Origin of the sequence: Erysipelatoclostridium sp. MSK.23.31, assembly GCF_019125875.1 — a bacterium.
GTDB lineage: Bacteria > Bacillota_I > Bacilli_A > Erysipelotrichales > Coprobacillaceae > Thomasclavelia > Thomasclavelia ramosa.
The window spans coordinates 1-17,526 of record NZ_JAHOCB010000006.1 but is presented as its reverse complement, the minus strand read 5'-3'; the positions used below and the strand labels follow the sequence as shown (position 1 = coordinate 17,526).

Genomic DNA, 17,526 nt, shown 5'->3' with positions numbered 1-17,526 from the left:
GGAGATATAGATACGGAGGACTATGAAATGATAAAAAAATTAATTGTTAATGCTGACGATTTTGGTATGACCGAAGGAAATTCAATTGGTATTTTAATGGCACATGCTGATGGAATTCTTACATCAACTACATGTATGATGAATATGCCATTTGCTAAATTTGCTTTAGATCAAGCTAAAAATTATCCAGATTTAGGTGTTGGGATCCACTTAGTCTTAACAGTTGGGAGACCATTAGTAGATGGTGCTAAAAGTTATACTGATAAAGATGGTAACTTTATTCGTCCAAAAGACTATCCAGATCATCAACCCCATGCTGATCCTGAAGAATTATACACAGAGTGGAAAGCTCAAATAGAGAAATTCATTGAAATAGCTGGTAAAAAACCAACTCATATTGACTCTCATCACCATGTTCATCTATTACCGCAACATCAAGAAGTGGTAATTAAATTAGCAAGAGAATATGATCTACCGATCAGACAACGGGACCAAATCATTGATAATTATGAATATGTACGTTGTAATGATCAAATGTATGATGATTTGATCACTTATGATTTTATGTCTAATTCAATGAAAGTTGATGAAGAAACTTTAGAATATATGTGTCATCCTGCATATGTTGATCAACGTTTATACGATATGACTAGTTATTGCTTACCACGAATGAAAGAATTGGCATTATTACGTAGTGAAGAAATGAAAAACTTTATTAAGGATAATAACATTCAATTAATTAACTATAGTGATTTAAAAAAGATATAAATGGATTTAAAAATAAAAATTAATTATTATATAAAAGGCTGTAAAACAGTCTTTTATTTTTTATATAGATTAAAAGGATCTCCATTTTGGAAATCCTCTTTTAATAATTAACAAAAAAAGATAAATTATTATTCATTTTACAAATAGTATTGTTGATAATAATGTACTCTTAATAAATCACAAATAGTCATAATTTGATAATTAAAATTGATTCCATCAAATTTTCCCGGGACTTGAATTACATAATCAGAAATCTTATATTCATCTAAAGCATATGTTTTATTTTGAGTAATTAAAATAGAGGTTGTTAAATCAACCCGTAATTCTTTTTTTATTTCAACAAATGAATTCATTGACCTACCTGTTGCAGACACAAAAATAGTAACATCATTTTCATCAAGCTGGATATCTTTATCAAAATTATGATACTGAATTACTGGTTTCCCAAAACTAACTAAGTCAGTTTGAAATTCTACTGCAATAGACATCGGATATAAAGCTCCTATTAAAACAACACGCTTAGCTTTAAAGATAGCTTCACAAATAGTCGAGATATATTCACTCATTACTTCATTCGAACAAGATTTTTCCATTTCATCAATCAGCTGCTCACTATTAACCCCAAGCATTCGAGCCCGAATCTGATCTAAACGAATCATATGTGATCTCAACAGTTCGGCTTTAAATGTATCATAATCATCAAAACCAAGCAAAGCACAAAACCTTAAAATATCCTCTTTACTGATTTGACTTTTTTCACTAACTTCATTGAAAGATAAATCCTCTAATTCTAAGTAATGATAAACAATGAATTTACAAAAACGATAATGTGAATCATAAAGCAATGTCCCATTTAAATACGTTAATATTCTACTTATTAATAAATTCATAAAATACCTCCCTTGATTTAATTCTACTCTTATTAATTTTAAAATTAGAGTTTTTTCTATTCCTGAATAGCCAATTCACTTTTTTTAATTACAAATACTTCTTGAGTATTTAAACATAAACAATTTAGCTGCCCTTTATCAAATGGTCCTAAACCGCCATCAATCCCGATCTTATCTTTAAAAACCGGATCATACCAAACATCAAAACAGCCACTTGCCTGATGAATATAACAAGTTGGCGTATGACCAAAAATAATAATCTTATTATCCAAACCTTTTGACATAAAGAAATACTCGCGCATCCATGCACATTCTTCTTCAGTTTGTTCATATAACCCCTTTTCAGGATTGATTCCTGCATGAATCAATACATAATCTTGACCATTACAATTCAGTTCAATAAATGAAGGACAACGGTCAATGTAATCAATCATCATCTTATAAAACGCCGCTTTAATTACTTTATAATCACAGTCATTAAATGCTTTTTTATGTAAATATTCATGGTAGCTGTGAAATGTTTTATTTCCACCATTTTGAGCCCACATCCGGCCTTGTGATGAAGCAGGGTCATCAACTTTAAAAGCATCACGCATCATAATCTCGTGATTTCCCTTAATTAAATGAATGTTATCAAATTTTTGAATATATAAATAAATTTTTAAGCTATCTGGACCTCGATCACAACAATCCCCTAAAATATATAGAACATCATCATCAGAAAAATTAATTTTTTCCAACATTTTGATAAAAATATTGTAGTGGCCATGAAGGTCAGAAAGTACATATATATTTTTAGGCATTACTATCACCCTTTCTTATTTAAGTTTATCATTAAACAAACATTTTTTAAACAGATATGCTAAAAGTAATCAGTAATTTTTTGATTTAATAAGGCTTTTTCACAAAATAAAAACAGCAATTTATTTCCTTAAAATTGCTGCTTAATTACTATAATATTGCAAATCCGCAACATTAAAAATATTATACTGATCAAAATATTTATTCTCTAAAGGAATCCAGATTTTCTTAAATTTCTCATACATCATCTCACCATTACGCATTAAAATACGCTTAGCTTGAATATCATCAGATACGTTCAAAGCAATCGTGAAATCATAAAACATTCCAAAATACGGATGCATACTGTAAGTTCCCTCAATAACATTAAAGCGAGAATATGGAATTAATTCTACATGAGCTTCTAAAGCCATCTTTGAACAATCAAAACGCTGATATTTAACGCTTTCCTGATGTTGCAAAGGAACAATTACTGTTTCTTTAAAACGTTCATAATCAATATTTCCACCCGGTTCATTTAAACGAGCAGCAGTTCGTTGAAAAGGCTGTAAGAAAAAATCATCCATTTTAAAAAGATTTGTTTCAAAAATTGCCTTAATCATTTCACCAAGGGTCGACTTCCCTGCACCACATTTTCCATCAATAGCAATATTTAAACGATCGGTTGTTTGCAATAATTGATTAATTTTTAAAATTACGGGAAAATAGCTATAAATCTGTTTATTAATAACTCGATAATGTGGCTGATATAGTTCCCGATATGTTGATGAATGACTAATAGGAGGATAATTAAGTTTCTCGTAATTTTCGATTTCTAAACAAATTTGCCTATAATCAAAACTAATTGTCCCTCTTTGACAAGCACTCTTTAATTGCTCTAACTTATTAATGAAGGAAATAATACTCCCGTTCATTAGTTTAGCAGAATATACAAATAATTGATTTAATGTAAGCAGTTCTAATTCACCAGCATTTCCTAAGTAAACACGAACCAAATCATTCCCTATGTCTTCTTCAATAAAACTATTATTTTTTAACTGCTTTGCCTCATCTTTTAAACGCTTTAAACTAGTCTCAGGATCATCAATCATATGTCCACCACCAAATTCATTTTGATAAATTAATTTAATAATATCCTGAGCCTTCATTTGGGGATATTTCTCTAGCTGAGTTTTAACGAGTGCACTAATCATTATTATATTTAATTAAATGCGCATTTTCTAATGCCATAATTAATATTGGAATCACGATCAGCTGTAATATGATTCCAGGAATTGCATTGGTAAAAGCTCCAGCTATAAAGATTGCAAATTCAAATGGCTGTCCTGCCATTCCATATAATATTGCACTAATAATTCCCCAGATTACTCTTCCACCAATCATCGCTATTCCTAAAGCAATATAAGTATTGAGCGGCTTTTTAGCTAAACGATTATAAAATAACCCTGTTAAAGCTCCATAAGCAGCTAATTCAAAAGCCATAGCTAATGCAGTTGGATACATTGGCGGCATTGTAAATAACATACTTCTAAGCAATGGTAAGATAAAGCCAACAATTAATCCTAACGGCCACCCGCAAACAAACCCACAAATCAATACTGGGATATGCATTGGTAACAACATGTTGCCGATACTTGGTATCTGCATCGTAAAAAACGGTAAAACAATTCCTACTGCCAAGAAAAAACCAGCTAAAACGATATTTCTAACACTTAAATTTTTCATTTTTCCCTCCTTATAAAACATGAAAAAAGCCATAAAAATACCTGTTTTTCAAAACAGTCTACTACCTTCATGGCATAATGTTATCTTCTTGACAACGTCTATTCTTGCTTTAATCATGTATAAAAATTTTATCGATAAACCACAGTTTTGTCAACATCAATAATCAAGTTCAATCGCTTAGGCAATAATTTTTTTTAAATAAAAGAGTTATTGATGACTGTCAGTAGAAATTGTGTATGTATGCACCACAAAATAATCTTAAATTAACTATTTTCCTATATTCAGGTAAAATAAAGGTTACCAAAAATTTAATCTTTTAATTGGACTAGCTTCATCAAAATAATTAATTTCCTATCAATATCAAGCTAGTATTATTGAAGAAGATGAGCGTTTTATCTCTATAGGCACATTTTAAAAGAGCAATTAACTATACTGATACTTAAAAATAATCATCAAAACATACAATTTCTACCAATCAATTAACACCTCTATGTTATCGTACTTTTATCAACAAAGATGATTATGATGTTATTCTTAGTATTAATAAAGCTGATTGATTAGGTATTTTTGATATTGATATAATTTATTCCCGAACAAAAATTTAAAACCGTAATAAATGCAAATAAAAAAATCTATTAATAATGAATCATAAATTCATTATCATAGATCTTTATTTATTTGGCTTAATCATTAGATATAGTGGTAATCCTAACAAAACTCCACCACCAATCATATTACCAAAAGTTACTACGATCATATGTATAGCAATCAAACCAAAGTTAGCACCACTTCCTAAAACCCCTATCGTTAAAGTGAAAGAACCCATATTAGCAATACTATGTTCGAATCCAGGTAAAACAAATGCCATAACCACAATCATCATAATAATTGTTTTGGCCGTATCGTCCTGCATCTTCATCCCTACGTAAGCACCTACACAAACGATAAAGTTACATAAAACTGCTTTGACTAATAATTCAATGATATCAAAACTTAATTTTGTATTTGCACAACTAACAACATATTCCGAAAGCAGTTCATGATTACTACCACTAATAAAAAATAAATAACAAACTAGTGCAATTCCTACAAAATTCCCAAAATAACAAACTATCCACATGGGAATTATCTGACGAAACTTCAATTTCTTACCATAAACAGGAATCATTGTTGTAAAACAATTTCCTGTAAATAACTCTGATCCTAAAATTACAATAATTACTAATCCGATTCCAAATGAACCTGCTACAGCAATTTTTGAAGCAATTAAATTATCTTTAAATAGCAATGTTCCTAATGTTGTTGATAAGATCGTCGCTAATCCTAAATATAATCCCGCAACTACTGAACGAGCAAAGAAGCGCCCAATATCATCACGACACATTTCATATTTTTTTATCCCTAAATCTGATAACATTTCAAAACTCATATTGAAACCCTCCAAACCTGTTTCATTATAAACCATTATTCTTCCAAGTTCAACAAATTACTTGTCTGGTGCTATGTTGTAAAAAATATAGCTCTTATACCGGATTCTAGATATTCTTTTCCAAAAAATGAAAAAGCGCTTACTTAAAAAATTTCAGTGATAAAATCGAAGCATCAAAAAATATTTGGAGGGTCATACATGTTCAAAAAGGGAAGTTATATCTACTACGCCTTAGGAAATGGGATGTTCTATTTTTCATGGGCAATGTTTTCTTGTATCATTTCTGTCTATCTTGCTGGAATAAACTGCTCGGCTACTGAAATTTCATTAATCACTTCGGCTGCGGCTTTGTTTGCAATGGCGACTCAACCAATTACAGGTTTTCTAGCTGATAAATTTAAAAGTCCAAAACTAGTCGCAATTATAACTGGTGCATTAACAATTATTTTTGGTTTACTATTTGCTTCAACAAAGTCTTTTATCTTTTTATTTTTATTGAACGGCTTCACTCAAGGTTGTTTAAACGGAATTACCGCCTTAACAGATCGTTTAGCTACTGCCTCACCATATCCATTTGGAGCAATCAGAGTTTGGGGATCTATTCTTTATGCTATTGCTGCTCAGGTAAGCGGTATTGTTTATGACTATATTTCACCAACTGCAAACTTCTATATTTTTGCAGCTGGTCTATTGCTCATGTTGTTTTCTTTTTATATGATGCACGATGCTAAACCGCTTATCGTTGGTAAAGCAGCCAAAGTAACAACTAAAGAAGTTTTAAAACATTTATGGCACAACAAACCTTTTAAAATTTTTATGTTAATCTATATTCTTTTTCAAGGCCCAAGTTCTGCCCAAATGGTTTACCTCCCATTAGTAATCAAAGGTTTAGGAGGGACTACTACGATTGTAGGAACGACTCTGTTATTTAGTACCTTATCAGAGATCCCTGCTGTCTTATTTTCAGATCGTTATATGAAAAAGATTTCATATAAAGCTTTAATGATATTTGCCTGTGTTTTATCTATCATTCGCTTTGTCTGGTATTCAACTTGTCCAGCACCATATTTGATTATGTCTGTTTTCTTTTTTCAAGGTCTAACAACAATTGTTTTTATTCTTGTTGCTGTAAGAATTATATTAGATTTAGTTGATGAACAATATGTCAATAGTGCCTATGGTATTTCATCGATGTTAGCCAAAGGCTTTTCAGCTTTGATTTTTCAAATCATTGGAGGTCGAGTTTTAGATATTTTCCCAGGAAATAATGGCTATACCATTATGTATCTAATTTTTGCTTCTTCAATTACAATTGCTTTGATCTTATGTTTTAAATTCAAGTTTACTAAAAAAGTTGAATAATCTAATCATGAAATGCAATAATTATTAATATTATAAATATGGTGGAAAATTTTGACAATCATAAAAAAGTAGATGAACAAAATCGCAAAATCGTTTTACAATTAGAAGCTGCCACTTCTTTATATCAAATGCGCGGCTTCCAATTCACCGACGAACTTGATTTAAAAAATGAAAAGGTCATGGTTTTAAAAAAGTAATCTAGTCAATAATTAGATTACTTTTTTCAGCTTGTTTAGAAACATTTATCAGTGTACAATATAGTCATTGGAGGAGATATAATGAAAGATGGATACATCCGTGTCGCTGCTGGTTCTTTTGAAACTAGTATTGCTAACGTAAAAAATAATAGTGAAAATATTTGTAACTTAATTAATGAAGCTTATCATAATGATGCTAGAGTTTTAGTTCTACCCGAGCTTTGTTTAACCGGATATACTTGTGAAGATCTTTTCAATCAAGATCGCTTATTAAATGAGGCTAAACAGCAACTGCAAACAATTATCACTGCAACAAATAATAAAGATTTAATCACCATTGTCGGTTTACCTTATCAACATTTAAATAGTCTTTATAATGTAGCTGCAGTAATTCATCAAGGGGCGCTGCTTGCCTTAGTCCCTAAAACACATATTCCTAATTATCAGGAATTTTATGAAGCTCGTCGTTTTGAACAAGCCCCAAAAGAAAATACACTGACAAACTTTAATGGTCAAAAGATACCTTTTGGAACTCACTATGTTTTTGCTTCAACAACTAATTCAGATTTTAAATTTGGAGTTGAAATTTGTGAAGATCTTTGGTTACCAGATGCCCCAAGTACTAAACTGGCTTTAAATGGTGCTAATTTAATTTTAAATCCTTCTGCCAGCAATGAAATTACAACAAAAAGCGATTATCGTCGTTTACTAGTAAGTTCTCAATCAGCTCGTTTAGTTTGTGGCTATGTTTATTGTAATGCCGGTAATGGCGAAAGTACCACAGATGTTGTTTTTAGTGGGCATCACATTATTAGTGAAAATGGAACAATGATCAAAGAGAGCCGAGGTTTTGACAGTGAACTGATCTATGGTGATCTCGATTTAAAGAAATTATCAAGTGAACGTCGAAAAATGACAACTTTTAAATCATATCATAATTATGAAACTATTTATTTTGATTCAACAAATATCGATTTAAATACCACATATTATTATGATCCCCACCCATTTGTCCCTAGTAATCGAGACTTACGGGCTAAACGCTGTAAAGAGGTATTTGATATCCAAACAAGAGGTTTAATGCAACGCTTAAAAGCCACCGGAATCAAAAAAGTCGTTATTGGTATTTCGGGGGGGTTAGATTCTACCTTAGCCTTATTAGTATGTACGATGGCCTTCAAAAAGCTAAATTATGATACAAAAGATATTATTGCAATTACAATGCCTTGTTTTGGAACTACTTCAAGGACTAAAAACAATGCCTTAGGATTAATGGAAGAATTAGCTGTAACAAGTATTGAAGTTGATATTACAGAATCTGTCCGTATTCAATTTAGAGATATTGAACAAGATGAAAATATTCATGATGTTACTTATGAAAATGTTCAAGCAAGAACAAGAACAGAAATTCTCATGAATAAAGCTAATCAAGTTGGTGGTCTTGTGATTGGAACTGGAGATTTATCAGAAGTTGCTTTAGGCTGGTCAACATACAATGGCGATCATATGTCAATGTATGCAGTAAATGTCTCTGTTCCTAAAACCTTAGTTCGTTATTTAGTTGATTACATAGCTAGTTTGTATCATGGAGAAAAATTAGAAACAATCTTAAAAGATATACTAGATACACCTGTTTCACCAGAGTTATTACCTCAAGAAAATGATCAGATCGTTCAAAAAACTGAAGATATCGTAGGTCCATATGAGCTGCATGATTTCTTTATTTATCATATGGTCCGTTTTGGTGATGAACCACGTAAACTATATCGTAAAACTAAACTAGCTTTTAAAGATAAATACGACAAAAAAACTATTAAGAAATGGCTAACTAAATTTTATTGGCGTTTCTTTAGCCAACAATTTAAACGTAGCTGTATCCCAGATGGTCCTAAAGTTGGAAGTGTCTCTCTCTCTCCTCGTGGTGACTGGCGAATGCCAAGTGATGCAAACGTAAGTAACTGGATCGATGAAATCGAAAAAATATAACAAAAAGGTTTTGTATTTAAAATCAATACAAAACCTTTTTTATTAATACATTTGATTTGGCATCATTGGAGCCTCTGGTGTTTCAGACTTAATTTCTGCAACACCAGCTTCAGTTGTAATAAATAAAGCTGAGATACTTGCAGCATTTAATAATGCACTACGAGTAACTTTAGTCGGATCAATAATTCCTTTATCAAACATATCAACCCATTCACCATTTTTGGCATCAAATCCTTGATTTTTAGCTGCAGATTTTTGCATATCAACAATATCTTCGCTGTTATATCCAGCATTTTCAGCAATTTGACAAATTGGTGATAATAATGCTTCCATCACGATATTAATACCTTTTTGAACATCAACATTATCATTTTTAAGCACTGGTTTTAATTCTTTATAAGCTTCAACTAATGCTGCTCCACCACCAATTACAATACCTTCTGCAACTGCTGCTTTAGTAGCATTTAAAGCATCTTCAATACGTAATTTCTTTTCTTTTAATTCACTTTCAGTAGTCGCTCCAACTTTAATTGTTGCAACCCCATTTGTTAACTTACCAAGGCGTTCTTGGAATTGTTTTTTATCATAATCACTAGTACTGCTAGCAACTCTTGTTTTTATTTCTTCAATTCGTGCCTTTAACTCAGGATTTTCTTCATTACCACTGATCATAGTAGTATTATCTTTAGTCACAATAACTTTTTTAATAGTACCAAGTTCTTCTAATTGAAGTTCTTCCAACTTCATATTTAAGTCTTTATTATAAAGTTTTGCACCTGTTAATGCAGCAATATCTTGCAGCATTTCTTTTTGATTATCACCAAAACCAGGAGCCTTAGTTGCAACAACATTGAAAGTACCACGTAATTTATTTAAAACTAAAGTTGAAATTACTTCATTTTCATAATCTTCAGCAATCAATAATAATGGTTTGTTTGTCTTTAAAACTTGTTCAAGTACTGGTAAAATTTCTTGTAAATTATTAATTTTATGATTAGTTACTAAAACATATGGATTTTCTAATTCGACTTGCATTTTTTCACGATCAGAAACCATGTATGGCGAAACATATCCTTTATCATACTGCATTCCTTCACTGATTTCTAATTCATTATCAAATCCATTACTTTCATCAACATTAATAATCCCATCACGACCAACCTTATCCATCGCTTCAGCAATTAAATCTCCAATTTCTTTACTACCAGCCGAAATCGTTGCAACACTAGCAACATCTCCACTAGTTTCAACTTTACGTGAATTCTTCAAAATAGTTTTTGCTACCTCTTTGCTCGCATATTCAATACCTTCACGCATTAGAACAGGATTACATCCTTTATCAACGGCTTTCATCCCGCTATTGATCATATTACGAGCAAGAATAGTTGCTGTTGTTGTTCCATCACCAGCAACATCATTAGTATTATTAGCTACTTCATATACTAATTTTGCTCCCATATTTTCAAATTTATCTTCTAATTCAATTTCTTTAGCAATACTAACACCATCATTAGTAATCAATGGTGAACCATAACTTTTTTCTAACACAACATTTCGCCCCTTAGGACCTAACGTAATACATACAGCGTCTGCAAGAGTATTTACTCCTTTTAACATTGACTTGCGGGCGTCACTTGAAAATCTAACTTCTTTTGCCATTTCTAATTACCTCCTAAGCAATATAAGCTAAAATATCTTTTTCTTCGATGACAATATAATCTACTTCGTCAATTTTAATATTAGTTCCTGAATATTCTTTGTAAACAACTTTACTATTTTCTTTAATTTCGGATTTACAATCAGGACCTAAAGCAACAACTGTTGCTACACTGGGAATCTTTTTTGTTTCGGTTGTTAAAATAATTCCGCTAGATGTTTTATTTTCTACTTCATCTTTTTTCAAAATAACATTATCATGTAATGGCTTAATCATTTTAATCACTCCTTTTTAGCACTAGCCATTCCTAAGTGCTAAAATTATTATATCCTTTTCTAGCACTTTGTCAATACAAGTGCTAATTTTTTACAAAAAAAGATTCTTCAAAAAAGAAGAACCTAGTCATATAACCAGTTAGCTTTATAATAATATATGCCTAATACAAGCGAACTAAAAATCCAAGAAACTGGCCAGCCTAAATTTACAAAAACAATGTTATGGAAAATGTTAGTTGTTACTGTAACCCAGATTACTCTAAAAATACACCAGCACCCAATTAGAACAAACATTGGAATATTGGTTCTTCCAACACCCCGCAAAACACCACAAATACATTGGGATAGAGTTAAAAATAAATAGCCTGGAGCAATACATAACATCATCGTTCGTCCATATTCAATTACTTGGGAATTTGATGAAAAAATTCTTAATAAATACGGGGTTGTAAAAACAATAATGATTGTCAGTGTCAAAATGATCCCACAGCTGATCAAAGTTCCAATACGTGCCCCTTTTTTTATTCTTTCATATTCTTGTGCACCCTTATTTTGTCCAACAAAAGTTGTTAATGCCATTGCAAAACTTAAAACCGGTAAGATAGCAAATCCATCGATTTTAGTATATGAACCTGTTCCAGCCATCGCATAAGCACCAAACACATTAATATTTGACTGCATAATAATATTTGAAAAAGAAACTACCGCATTTTGCATTGCACTAGGCATTCCAATCTTAGCTGTCTTTTTTAAAATATCGGGATAAAAATGAATCTGCTGCAATTCTAGTTTATACATTTCTTTAGATCTCACTAAAATATAAATTGATAATAATGCGCTAGTGATCTGAGCAATCGTAGTAGCAATCGCCACCCCAGCAATTCCCATCTTAAAAATTACAACAAATACCAAATCTAAAATAATATTTACAATCGATGAAACAACTAAAAAATATAATGGATATTTAGAATCACCAACCGCTCTTAAGATTCCACTAATCATGTTATAAATAATTAAACCAATTACTCCTAAAAAATAAATCCGTAAATAAATAATGCTCTGCCCAATTACGGATGAATCAACTCTTACCCATTTTAAGATTATTGGGGTGAAAATCACTCCGACTATTGTTGTGATAAGACTTGAAACAAGCGCTAAAGCCATTGCTGTATGAACACCTTCTTTAACTCCCTGACAATCTTGAGCTCCAAAATAATTAGAAATTAAAACACCGGCACCTAATGATAACCCCATAAAAAAACTAACCAGCATATCAATAATTGGTCCACTGGAATTTACTGCTGCTAAAGCTTGATCACCAATAAAATTACCTACAACGATACTATCGACTGTATTATACAGCTGTTGAAATAAATTTCCAACCAATAATGGTATCGCAAACACGATCAGCTGTTTTGCAATATTGCCATGTGTCATTAAACCATTTTTCCCTTCCATTATTTTCCCTCCAAATATCTACAGTATACTCCAGTACACTAATGATTAAAATAGCTAACTAAAAAACTGATCACCAAATGATGATCAGTTTTTAACCAATAATACTTTTCTATTATTTTTTATAAACCATGATCGGATCGTTAGCCGCTTTAACCTCTTTATTTGTTAAGAACTGCTCCGGTTGAAAATCACCAGGATTAGTTACAACAACCATTGTAAGAGTATCCATCTCTTTTGATTTCAAAAATGCTTCATCGAATTTTATTAATGGATCACCCGACTCTACTTTAGCTTCAACTTCTGTTAAAACTTCAAATCCTTCCCCTTCTAACGAAACTGTATCCATCCCCACATGGATCAATATTTCTAGACCATCCTCACTCAACAGACCAACTGCATGTCCAGAATTAGGCATTAACATTTTAACTGTCCCCTTAAACGGCGCTACAACTGTATCTGTAGTAGGCTTGATGGCAATTCCTTCCCCCATCATTTTTTCTGAAAAGACAGGATCTGGCACTTCTTCAATTGAAAGTGTCGTCCCGGTTAGTGGTGCTAATACTTCTACTGATTTACTTTTTTTCTTAAACAAATTTAACATTCCTGATTCCTCCTAGAATAGTATTCCTAATCTAATTTTAACAAATAAAACTAATCCGTACAACATACCAAGCGGAATCAATCCCACTAACATCGCTTTAGTACTATTATTTATAGTGAATTTTTTTATTGCAAACATTCCTTTACCATACTCTTGGAAAGTACCATAAATGATGAGAAAACTACAAATCATATTAAATGAACTAACTTGATAGACAATTAAGATCCATAACGGAATTAATAATCCATCACGTTTTTTTCGATCTTTAAGATCTTGACAGATATTGCGCATTGCAAGATAACAAAATGGCATTGCTAGAACGAGTAATAATTGTCCCACAATCAAAGGTTCATTAAACATCTTTTCAATATCCCCTTGGGCCATAAATAAATACAAGAATCCAAGAATCAAGATAGGAATACCCACAAATAGATATTTTACAATATCCAAGGCACTCATTCCTTTAAAAAATTTAAATATTGATTGTAGTTTTCCGTACACCATTTTCACTTCCTCCTATTATTTTAATTCTGGCCAATATCCTTTATTTGCTTCAATTAAATCATCTAAAATTTCTTTTGCTACCTTAGCACTTGGTACTGTTTTTGATAATGTTAAAGCTTGCCACATTTTTTGATAACTTCCTTCGATCCAAGCTTCAACACATAATTTTTCAACTGATACTTGTTGTTCCATCAAACCTTTTTGGAATTGTGGAATTTCTCCCATTTTTAATGGTTCAGCACCTTCATTACCAACGATACATGGAATTTCAACCATTGCTGTTGGATCAAAGTTAATTATTGCACCATCGTTAGGAACAATCAACAACATTCTTTCTTTTGTATTAAAAGCAATTGCACAAGCTAAATCGACGATATAAGCAGCATGTGTATCCGTACTAAATCCACAATCTTTAGCAGTTTGTTTCGCTACAATATCAGCAGCTGCCCCAAATACTCTTTTTTCTCGTCCATCCATAACTTCATTAGCACGTGTATATTCTTTATTTGAATGTTCAACTACATAATCTGGATATAAATAATATTTTAAATAAGTATTTGGTAATGTATCAGGATCAACCGCATATACATCTTTAACTTTAGTATAAGTATCAATCCAAGATTGATCGCGATGTTGAAAATCTTCAGTATCAACAGCATAACCAAATTGACGACAATGTTCTTTAATTTTTGGCATTAAATCATTACCTTCTTTATCAGTAATTGATGTCCACCAGCCAAAGTGATTTAAACCATAATATCTTACAATCATATCTTTACGTGATTCTAAGCCTAAAATAGTAGCAAAATTTCTTTCAATTCCAATTGGCATATCACAAATATTAATAATTTTAGAATTTGGTCGTAATCTTCTAGTTGCTTCAGCTACGATAGCAGCTGGATTTGAATAATTCAACATCCAGGCATTAGGAGAATACTTTTCCATATAATCCAAAATTTCTAAAACACCACCAATTGAACGCATTCCATATGCTAAACCACCAGGTCCACATGTTTCTTGACCAACAACACCATGTTTTAATGGGATTTTTTCATCTAGTTCACGCATTGCGTATAAACCAACACGAATATGTGCCATACAAAAATCAATATCCGTAAATGCCGTTTCTGGATCAGTTGTCCAAGAAAAGGCAACTTCTGGATATCTTTCTTTCATTAAAATTCCTAATGCTTCAGCTAATTTATTTTGTCGCTCTGCATTATTATCATATAATTTAATTTGACGAATTGGAAAACGTTCTTGATTTTCCATAAGCATTAGAACAATTCCTGGGGTGAAAGTACTTCCACCGCCAGCAATACAAATAGATGATTGTTTTTTCATTCTTCTTCTCCCCTTTTTATAATAACTTTTCAAATTCTTCTCTTACATAAGGTACTGTTAATCCAACGATAACCTGGAACGCTTTACCTTTAGCAACTAAACCATGAGCACCAGCCTTTTTAAAGACTCCAACCGGTTGTACTAATGTTTCATCTTTAACTGATACTCTTAAGCGAGTTGCACAGTTTGTAACTGATTCTATATTATCTTTACCACCTAATGCCGCTAAGAAAGCTGCTGCTTTACCAGCATCGCCACCTTTAACTTCAATATTTCCAGTTGGATCATTGCTTGTATCCTCTTTAGAAGCTTTATATTCAGCTTTTGAAACCAACTTAACTTCTTCATCATCGTCTTCACGACCAGGTGTTTTAAAATCAAATTTTTCAATGATAAATTTAAATACAATAAACCAAATTCCTGAGAAAACTAGACCAATTACAACTGATAATAAATATTGTTGCCAATGTGCTGATCCAAGTGGAATCCAGTTCAAGGCCGCATTAGAAATAATTCCACTTCCAAAGTCACCACTAATTCCAATTAAATATTGTGCTGTTGCTAATGATGCTGCCAAAACAGAATGCACTGCAAACATTACCGGCGCAATAAACAAGAATGTAAATTCAATTGGTTCTGTAATCCCTGCAAACATTGCTGTTAAAGTAACCGGAATCATTAATCCTAATACTTCTTTTTTCTTGTTTTCTTTTGCTGTTGCATAGAATGCCGCACTAATACCTAGTGGAGCGAACATTTTAGAGAAACCATATAATGCATAACCACCAGCTGGGAACAATGTTCTTAATGAAGCTGTTGATTTAGCGATTTCTGGCATTGCTGCTACCCAAGCAGTTTTGATTCCGCCTTCAATTGCAACTGAATCATACATAAACGGCATATAAATAAAATGGTGTAATCCTGTTGGAATCAGAATTCTTTCTAAGAAAGTATACACCCATACCCCTAAGGCGCCACTGCTAATAATAAATGTTTGAACACCAGCAATTCCATGTTGAACTTGTGGCCAAATAAAGAAGAAAATAACTGCTAATCCAATCATTACAGGAAAACCAATCATCGCCACAAACGAAGAACCTCTAAATACTCCTAACCATTCAGGCAGTTTTGTATCGAAATAACGGTTATGCAACCATACTGCAACACCAGCAACAATCAATGCACCAACCATTCCAGTATCTAACGTTTTAATACTTGCTACACTAGCAAGACCTGTACCACTACCAGCTTCAATTGCGTAATCAATTCCTACAAATGAACCCCAATTGCTTAATAGTGCTGCTAATGCATAATTAAAGGTACAATATAAAACAAATGATTCCATACATGCTCTAGCATTTTGTTTTTTAGCTAGACCAATTGGTAACGAAATAACAAATAATAAGTTGACTTGTCTAAAGATTGTCCATGCTGCTTCTTTTACAACATACCATACTTTAAACCAAGTAGTGTCCGATGCTGCAATACTTCCCATGATGACATCACTTTGGAATACTGTACAAACACCGATGACAATTCCTGAAAAAGCAAATAACAAGACTGGTGTAAACATCGCCCCACCAAATCTTTGAATTTTTTGCATCATATTCTAAACTCTCCTCACTTTTCTAATGTATAGGTCCCTATATGCCTATCTTAACAATAATTAAAAGCGCTTACAATATTTTGAAGGCTGTTTGTACCGATGTTAAGATAATAGCCCATTATCACATTTTAACGTGAAATTTCACAAATAAAAAAGAAGCAAGATTATAAAAATCTTGCTTAATGATCAATTATGATTTTTCTGCCTAATAAACCCGGATAATCCCCTGAGGCAATCTTTTCTAGGTTATCCTGATGAGCAATAAACCATTTATTTTTCTTCTTTAAAATCTTTTTACGCTTTTCTAAAATATCGCCAGTTCCTTTTAATAATAAACAAATAGTTATAAAGCCTTCTTTACTAACCGCTATAGGAGTGTAATGTAAAGTAGCACTATAACATTCAACGATCGTACCTTTCGGAACATAGAAAAGTTCACATTTAGAACTATTATATGTGTCATCTTGCATATCCCATATATGCCCAACTACTAAAATATAATCAGTGACTGCAATAATTGTTTCACTTCCTTGATGATATTCAATTCCACTTAATTCAACATTATCACCGGCGACAATACCTGCAATTATTTCTAAATAACCATAAACACGATGTGACAGCTCAATAATCGAAGACAATTGTTCTACTTCTAAAACGCTAGGAAGATAAAAGTTATCTTGTTTAGCTGCCTGAACAAAGTCTATACAAAATTCAATTGCTTCATCAATATTATTATCAATAACCTTACCATAAGTTCTAAAAGCTTCGTCAGTAATACTTTTGATTGTATATTCAGGATTTAAAGTTTGAATTATTTCTAATGACATCTTACTTACATTGCCTCACTTCAATATCTTTGAGCATATCAATTCTAACTTGATGACGCCCACCTTCATACTCACCAGTTAACCAGGCATCAACAA

17 protein-coding genes are annotated in these 17,526 nt (G+C 32.0%); 4 read left to right on the top strand and 13 right to left on the bottom strand.

All coding sequences use genetic code 11. From position 1 onward, the window contains the following. The first annotated feature begins 27 nt into the window (after positions 1-27). Complete coding sequence (gene chbG / locus KSU54_RS04445; RefSeq protein ID WP_008791272.1) at positions 28-768, top strand: chitin disaccharide deacetylase; 741 nt, start codon at positions 28-30, stop codon at positions 766-768. Between the two features lie 137 nt (positions 769-905). Here chbG and KSU54_RS04440 read toward each other — a convergent pair whose 3' ends face one another. The 5 genes from KSU54_RS04440 to KSU54_RS04420 all read right to left on the bottom strand — a co-directional run bounded on the left by KSU54_RS04440 (position 906) and on the right by KSU54_RS04420 (position 5,613). After that, positions 906-1,658, bottom strand: coding sequence for a MurR/RpiR family transcriptional regulator (locus KSU54_RS04440; protein ID WP_003536060.1), 753 nt, complete (start codon positions 1,656-1,658; stop codon positions 906-908). 56 nt (positions 1,659-1,714) lie between these two features. Next, complete coding sequence (locus KSU54_RS04435; protein ID WP_008791271.1) at positions 1,715-2,461, bottom strand: metallophosphoesterase; 747 nt, start codon at positions 2,459-2,461, stop codon at positions 1,715-1,717. Between the two features lie 141 nt (positions 2,462-2,602). After that, positions 2,603-3,607, bottom strand: a complete 1,005-nt coding sequence (locus KSU54_RS04430; protein WP_226814563.1) for a hypothetical protein — start codon at positions 3,605-3,607, stop codon at positions 2,603-2,605. A gap of 37 nt (positions 3,608-3,644) precedes the next feature. After that, positions 3,645-4,184, bottom strand: coding sequence for an ECF transporter S component (locus KSU54_RS04425; protein WP_040434193.1), 540 nt, complete (start codon positions 4,182-4,184; stop codon positions 3,645-3,647). Positions 4,185-4,854: 670 nt separating this feature from the next. After that, positions 4,855-5,613, bottom strand: coding sequence for a formate/nitrite transporter family protein (locus KSU54_RS04420; RefSeq protein ID WP_117792096.1), 759 nt, complete (start codon positions 5,611-5,613; stop codon positions 4,855-4,857). A 198-nt stretch (positions 5,614-5,811) separates the two neighbouring features. On the opposite strand from KSU54_RS04420, the gene KSU54_RS04415 reads away from it, so the two are divergent. The 3 genes from KSU54_RS04415 (at position 5,812) to KSU54_RS04405 (ending at position 9,158) form a co-directional block, all read left to right on the top strand. Continuing rightward, the gene (locus KSU54_RS04415; protein WP_008791267.1) at positions 5,812-6,975 is read left to right on the top strand and encodes an MFS transporter; all 1,164 of its coding nucleotides are present in this window, start codon (positions 5,812-5,814) and stop codon (positions 6,973-6,975) included. A gap of 41 nt (positions 6,976-7,016) precedes the next feature. Next, positions 7,017-7,172 carry a hypothetical protein gene (locus KSU54_RS04410; RefSeq protein WP_154670626.1) on the top strand — a complete coding sequence of 52 codons (156 nt, stop codon included), beginning with the start codon at positions 7,017-7,019 and terminating at the stop codon, positions 7,170-7,172. Between the two features lie 81 nt (positions 7,173-7,253). Then, entirely contained in the window at positions 7,254-9,158 is a 1,905-nt protein-coding gene (locus KSU54_RS04405; RefSeq protein WP_040434192.1) for an NAD(+) synthase, read from the top strand. Positions 9,159-9,200: 42 nt separating this feature from the next. On the opposite strand, the gene groL is transcribed toward KSU54_RS04405, so the two are convergent. The 8 genes from groL to KSU54_RS04365 all read right to left on the bottom strand — a co-directional run bounded on the left by groL (position 9,201) and on the right by KSU54_RS04365 (position 17,430). Next, complete coding sequence (gene groL, locus KSU54_RS04400) at positions 9,201-10,817, bottom strand: chaperonin GroEL (protein ID WP_003536029.1); 1,617 nt, start codon at positions 10,815-10,817, stop codon at positions 9,201-9,203. Between the two features lie 13 nt (positions 10,818-10,830). Continuing rightward, positions 10,831-11,091 carry a GroES family chaperonin gene (locus KSU54_RS04395; RefSeq protein WP_003536027.1) on the bottom strand — a complete coding sequence of 87 codons (261 nt, stop codon included), beginning with the start codon at positions 11,089-11,091 and terminating at the stop codon, positions 10,831-10,833. 122 nt (positions 11,092-11,213) lie between these two features. Further along, on the bottom strand, positions 11,214-12,548 hold the full coding sequence (locus KSU54_RS04390; RefSeq protein WP_003536025.1) for an MATE family efflux transporter: 1,335 nt from the start codon (positions 12,546-12,548) through the stop codon (positions 11,214-11,216). A 112-nt stretch (positions 12,549-12,660) separates the two neighbouring features. Beyond that, a complete protein-coding gene (locus KSU54_RS04385; RefSeq protein ID WP_003536023.1) occupies positions 12,661-13,149 on the bottom strand; it encodes a PTS sugar transporter subunit IIA in 489 nt (162 codons plus the stop codon). Positions 13,150-13,161: 12 nt separating this feature from the next. Then, positions 13,162-13,653: a hypothetical protein gene (locus KSU54_RS04380; protein ID WP_003536021.1), complete on the bottom strand. Its 492-nt coding sequence runs from the start codon at positions 13,651-13,653 to the stop codon at positions 13,162-13,164. Between the two features lie 15 nt (positions 13,654-13,668). After that, positions 13,669-14,997, bottom strand: a complete 1,329-nt coding sequence (locus KSU54_RS04375; protein WP_008791263.1) for a 6-phospho-alpha-glucosidase — start codon at positions 14,995-14,997, stop codon at positions 13,669-13,671. A 16-nt stretch (positions 14,998-15,013) separates the two neighbouring features. Beyond that, complete coding sequence (locus tag KSU54_RS04370) at positions 15,014-16,603, bottom strand: alpha-glucoside-specific PTS transporter subunit IIBC (RefSeq protein WP_003536005.1); 1,590 nt, start codon at positions 16,601-16,603, stop codon at positions 15,014-15,016. Between the two features lie 179 nt (positions 16,604-16,782). Then, complete coding sequence (locus tag KSU54_RS04365; protein WP_003536004.1) at positions 16,783-17,430, bottom strand: DUF4867 family protein; 648 nt, start codon at positions 17,428-17,430, stop codon at positions 16,783-16,785. Between the last annotated feature and the right edge of the window lie 96 nt (positions 17,431-17,526).

Coding starts and splice junctions, on each gene's coding strand:
- chbG (WP_008791272.1), top strand. CDS start 28: ATGATAAAAAAATTAATTGTTAATGCTGACGATTTTGGTATGACCGAA.
- KSU54_RS04440 (WP_003536060.1), bottom strand. CDS start 1,658: ATGAATTTATTAATAAGTAGAATATTAACGTATTTAAATGGGACATTG.
- KSU54_RS04435 (WP_008791271.1), bottom strand. CDS start 2,461: ATGCCTAAAAATATATATGTACTTTCTGACCTTCATGGCCACTACAAT.
- KSU54_RS04430 (WP_226814563.1), bottom strand. CDS start 3,607: ATGAAGGCTCAGGATATTATTAAATTAATTTATCAAAATGAATTTGGT.
- KSU54_RS04425 (WP_040434193.1), bottom strand. CDS start 4,184: ATGAAAAATTTAAGTGTTAGAAATATCGTTTTAGCTGGTTTTTTCTTG.
- KSU54_RS04420 (WP_117792096.1), bottom strand. CDS start 5,613: ATGAGTTTTGAAATGTTATCAGATTTAGGGATAAAAAAATATGAAATG.
- KSU54_RS04415 (WP_008791267.1), top strand. CDS start 5,812: ATGTTCAAAAAGGGAAGTTATATCTACTACGCCTTAGGAAATGGGATG.
- KSU54_RS04405 (WP_040434192.1), top strand. CDS start 7,254: ATGAAAGATGGATACATCCGTGTCGCTGCTGGTTCTTTTGAAACTAGT.
- groL (WP_003536029.1), bottom strand. CDS start 10,817: ATGGCAAAAGAAGTTAGATTTTCAAGTGACGCCCGCAAGTCAATGTTA.
- KSU54_RS04395 (WP_003536027.1), bottom strand. CDS start 11,091: ATGATTAAGCCATTACATGATAATGTTATTTTGAAAAAAGATGAAGTA.
- KSU54_RS04390 (WP_003536025.1), bottom strand. CDS start 12,548: ATGGAAGGGAAAAATGGTTTAATGACACATGGCAATATTGCAAAACAG.
- KSU54_RS04385 (WP_003536023.1), bottom strand. CDS start 13,149: ATGTTAAATTTGTTTAAGAAAAAAAGTAAATCAGTAGAAGTATTAGCA.
- KSU54_RS04380 (WP_003536021.1), bottom strand. CDS start 13,653: ATGGTGTACGGAAAACTACAATCAATATTTAAATTTTTTAAAGGAATG.
- KSU54_RS04375 (WP_008791263.1), bottom strand. CDS start 14,997: ATGAAAAAACAATCATCTATTTGTATTGCTGGCGGTGGAAGTACTTTC.
- KSU54_RS04370 (WP_003536005.1), bottom strand. CDS start 16,603: ATGATGCAAAAAATTCAAAGATTTGGTGGGGCGATGTTTACACCAGTC.
- KSU54_RS04365 (WP_003536004.1), bottom strand. CDS start 17,430: ATGTCATTAGAAATAATTCAAACTTTAAATCCTGAATATACAATCAAA.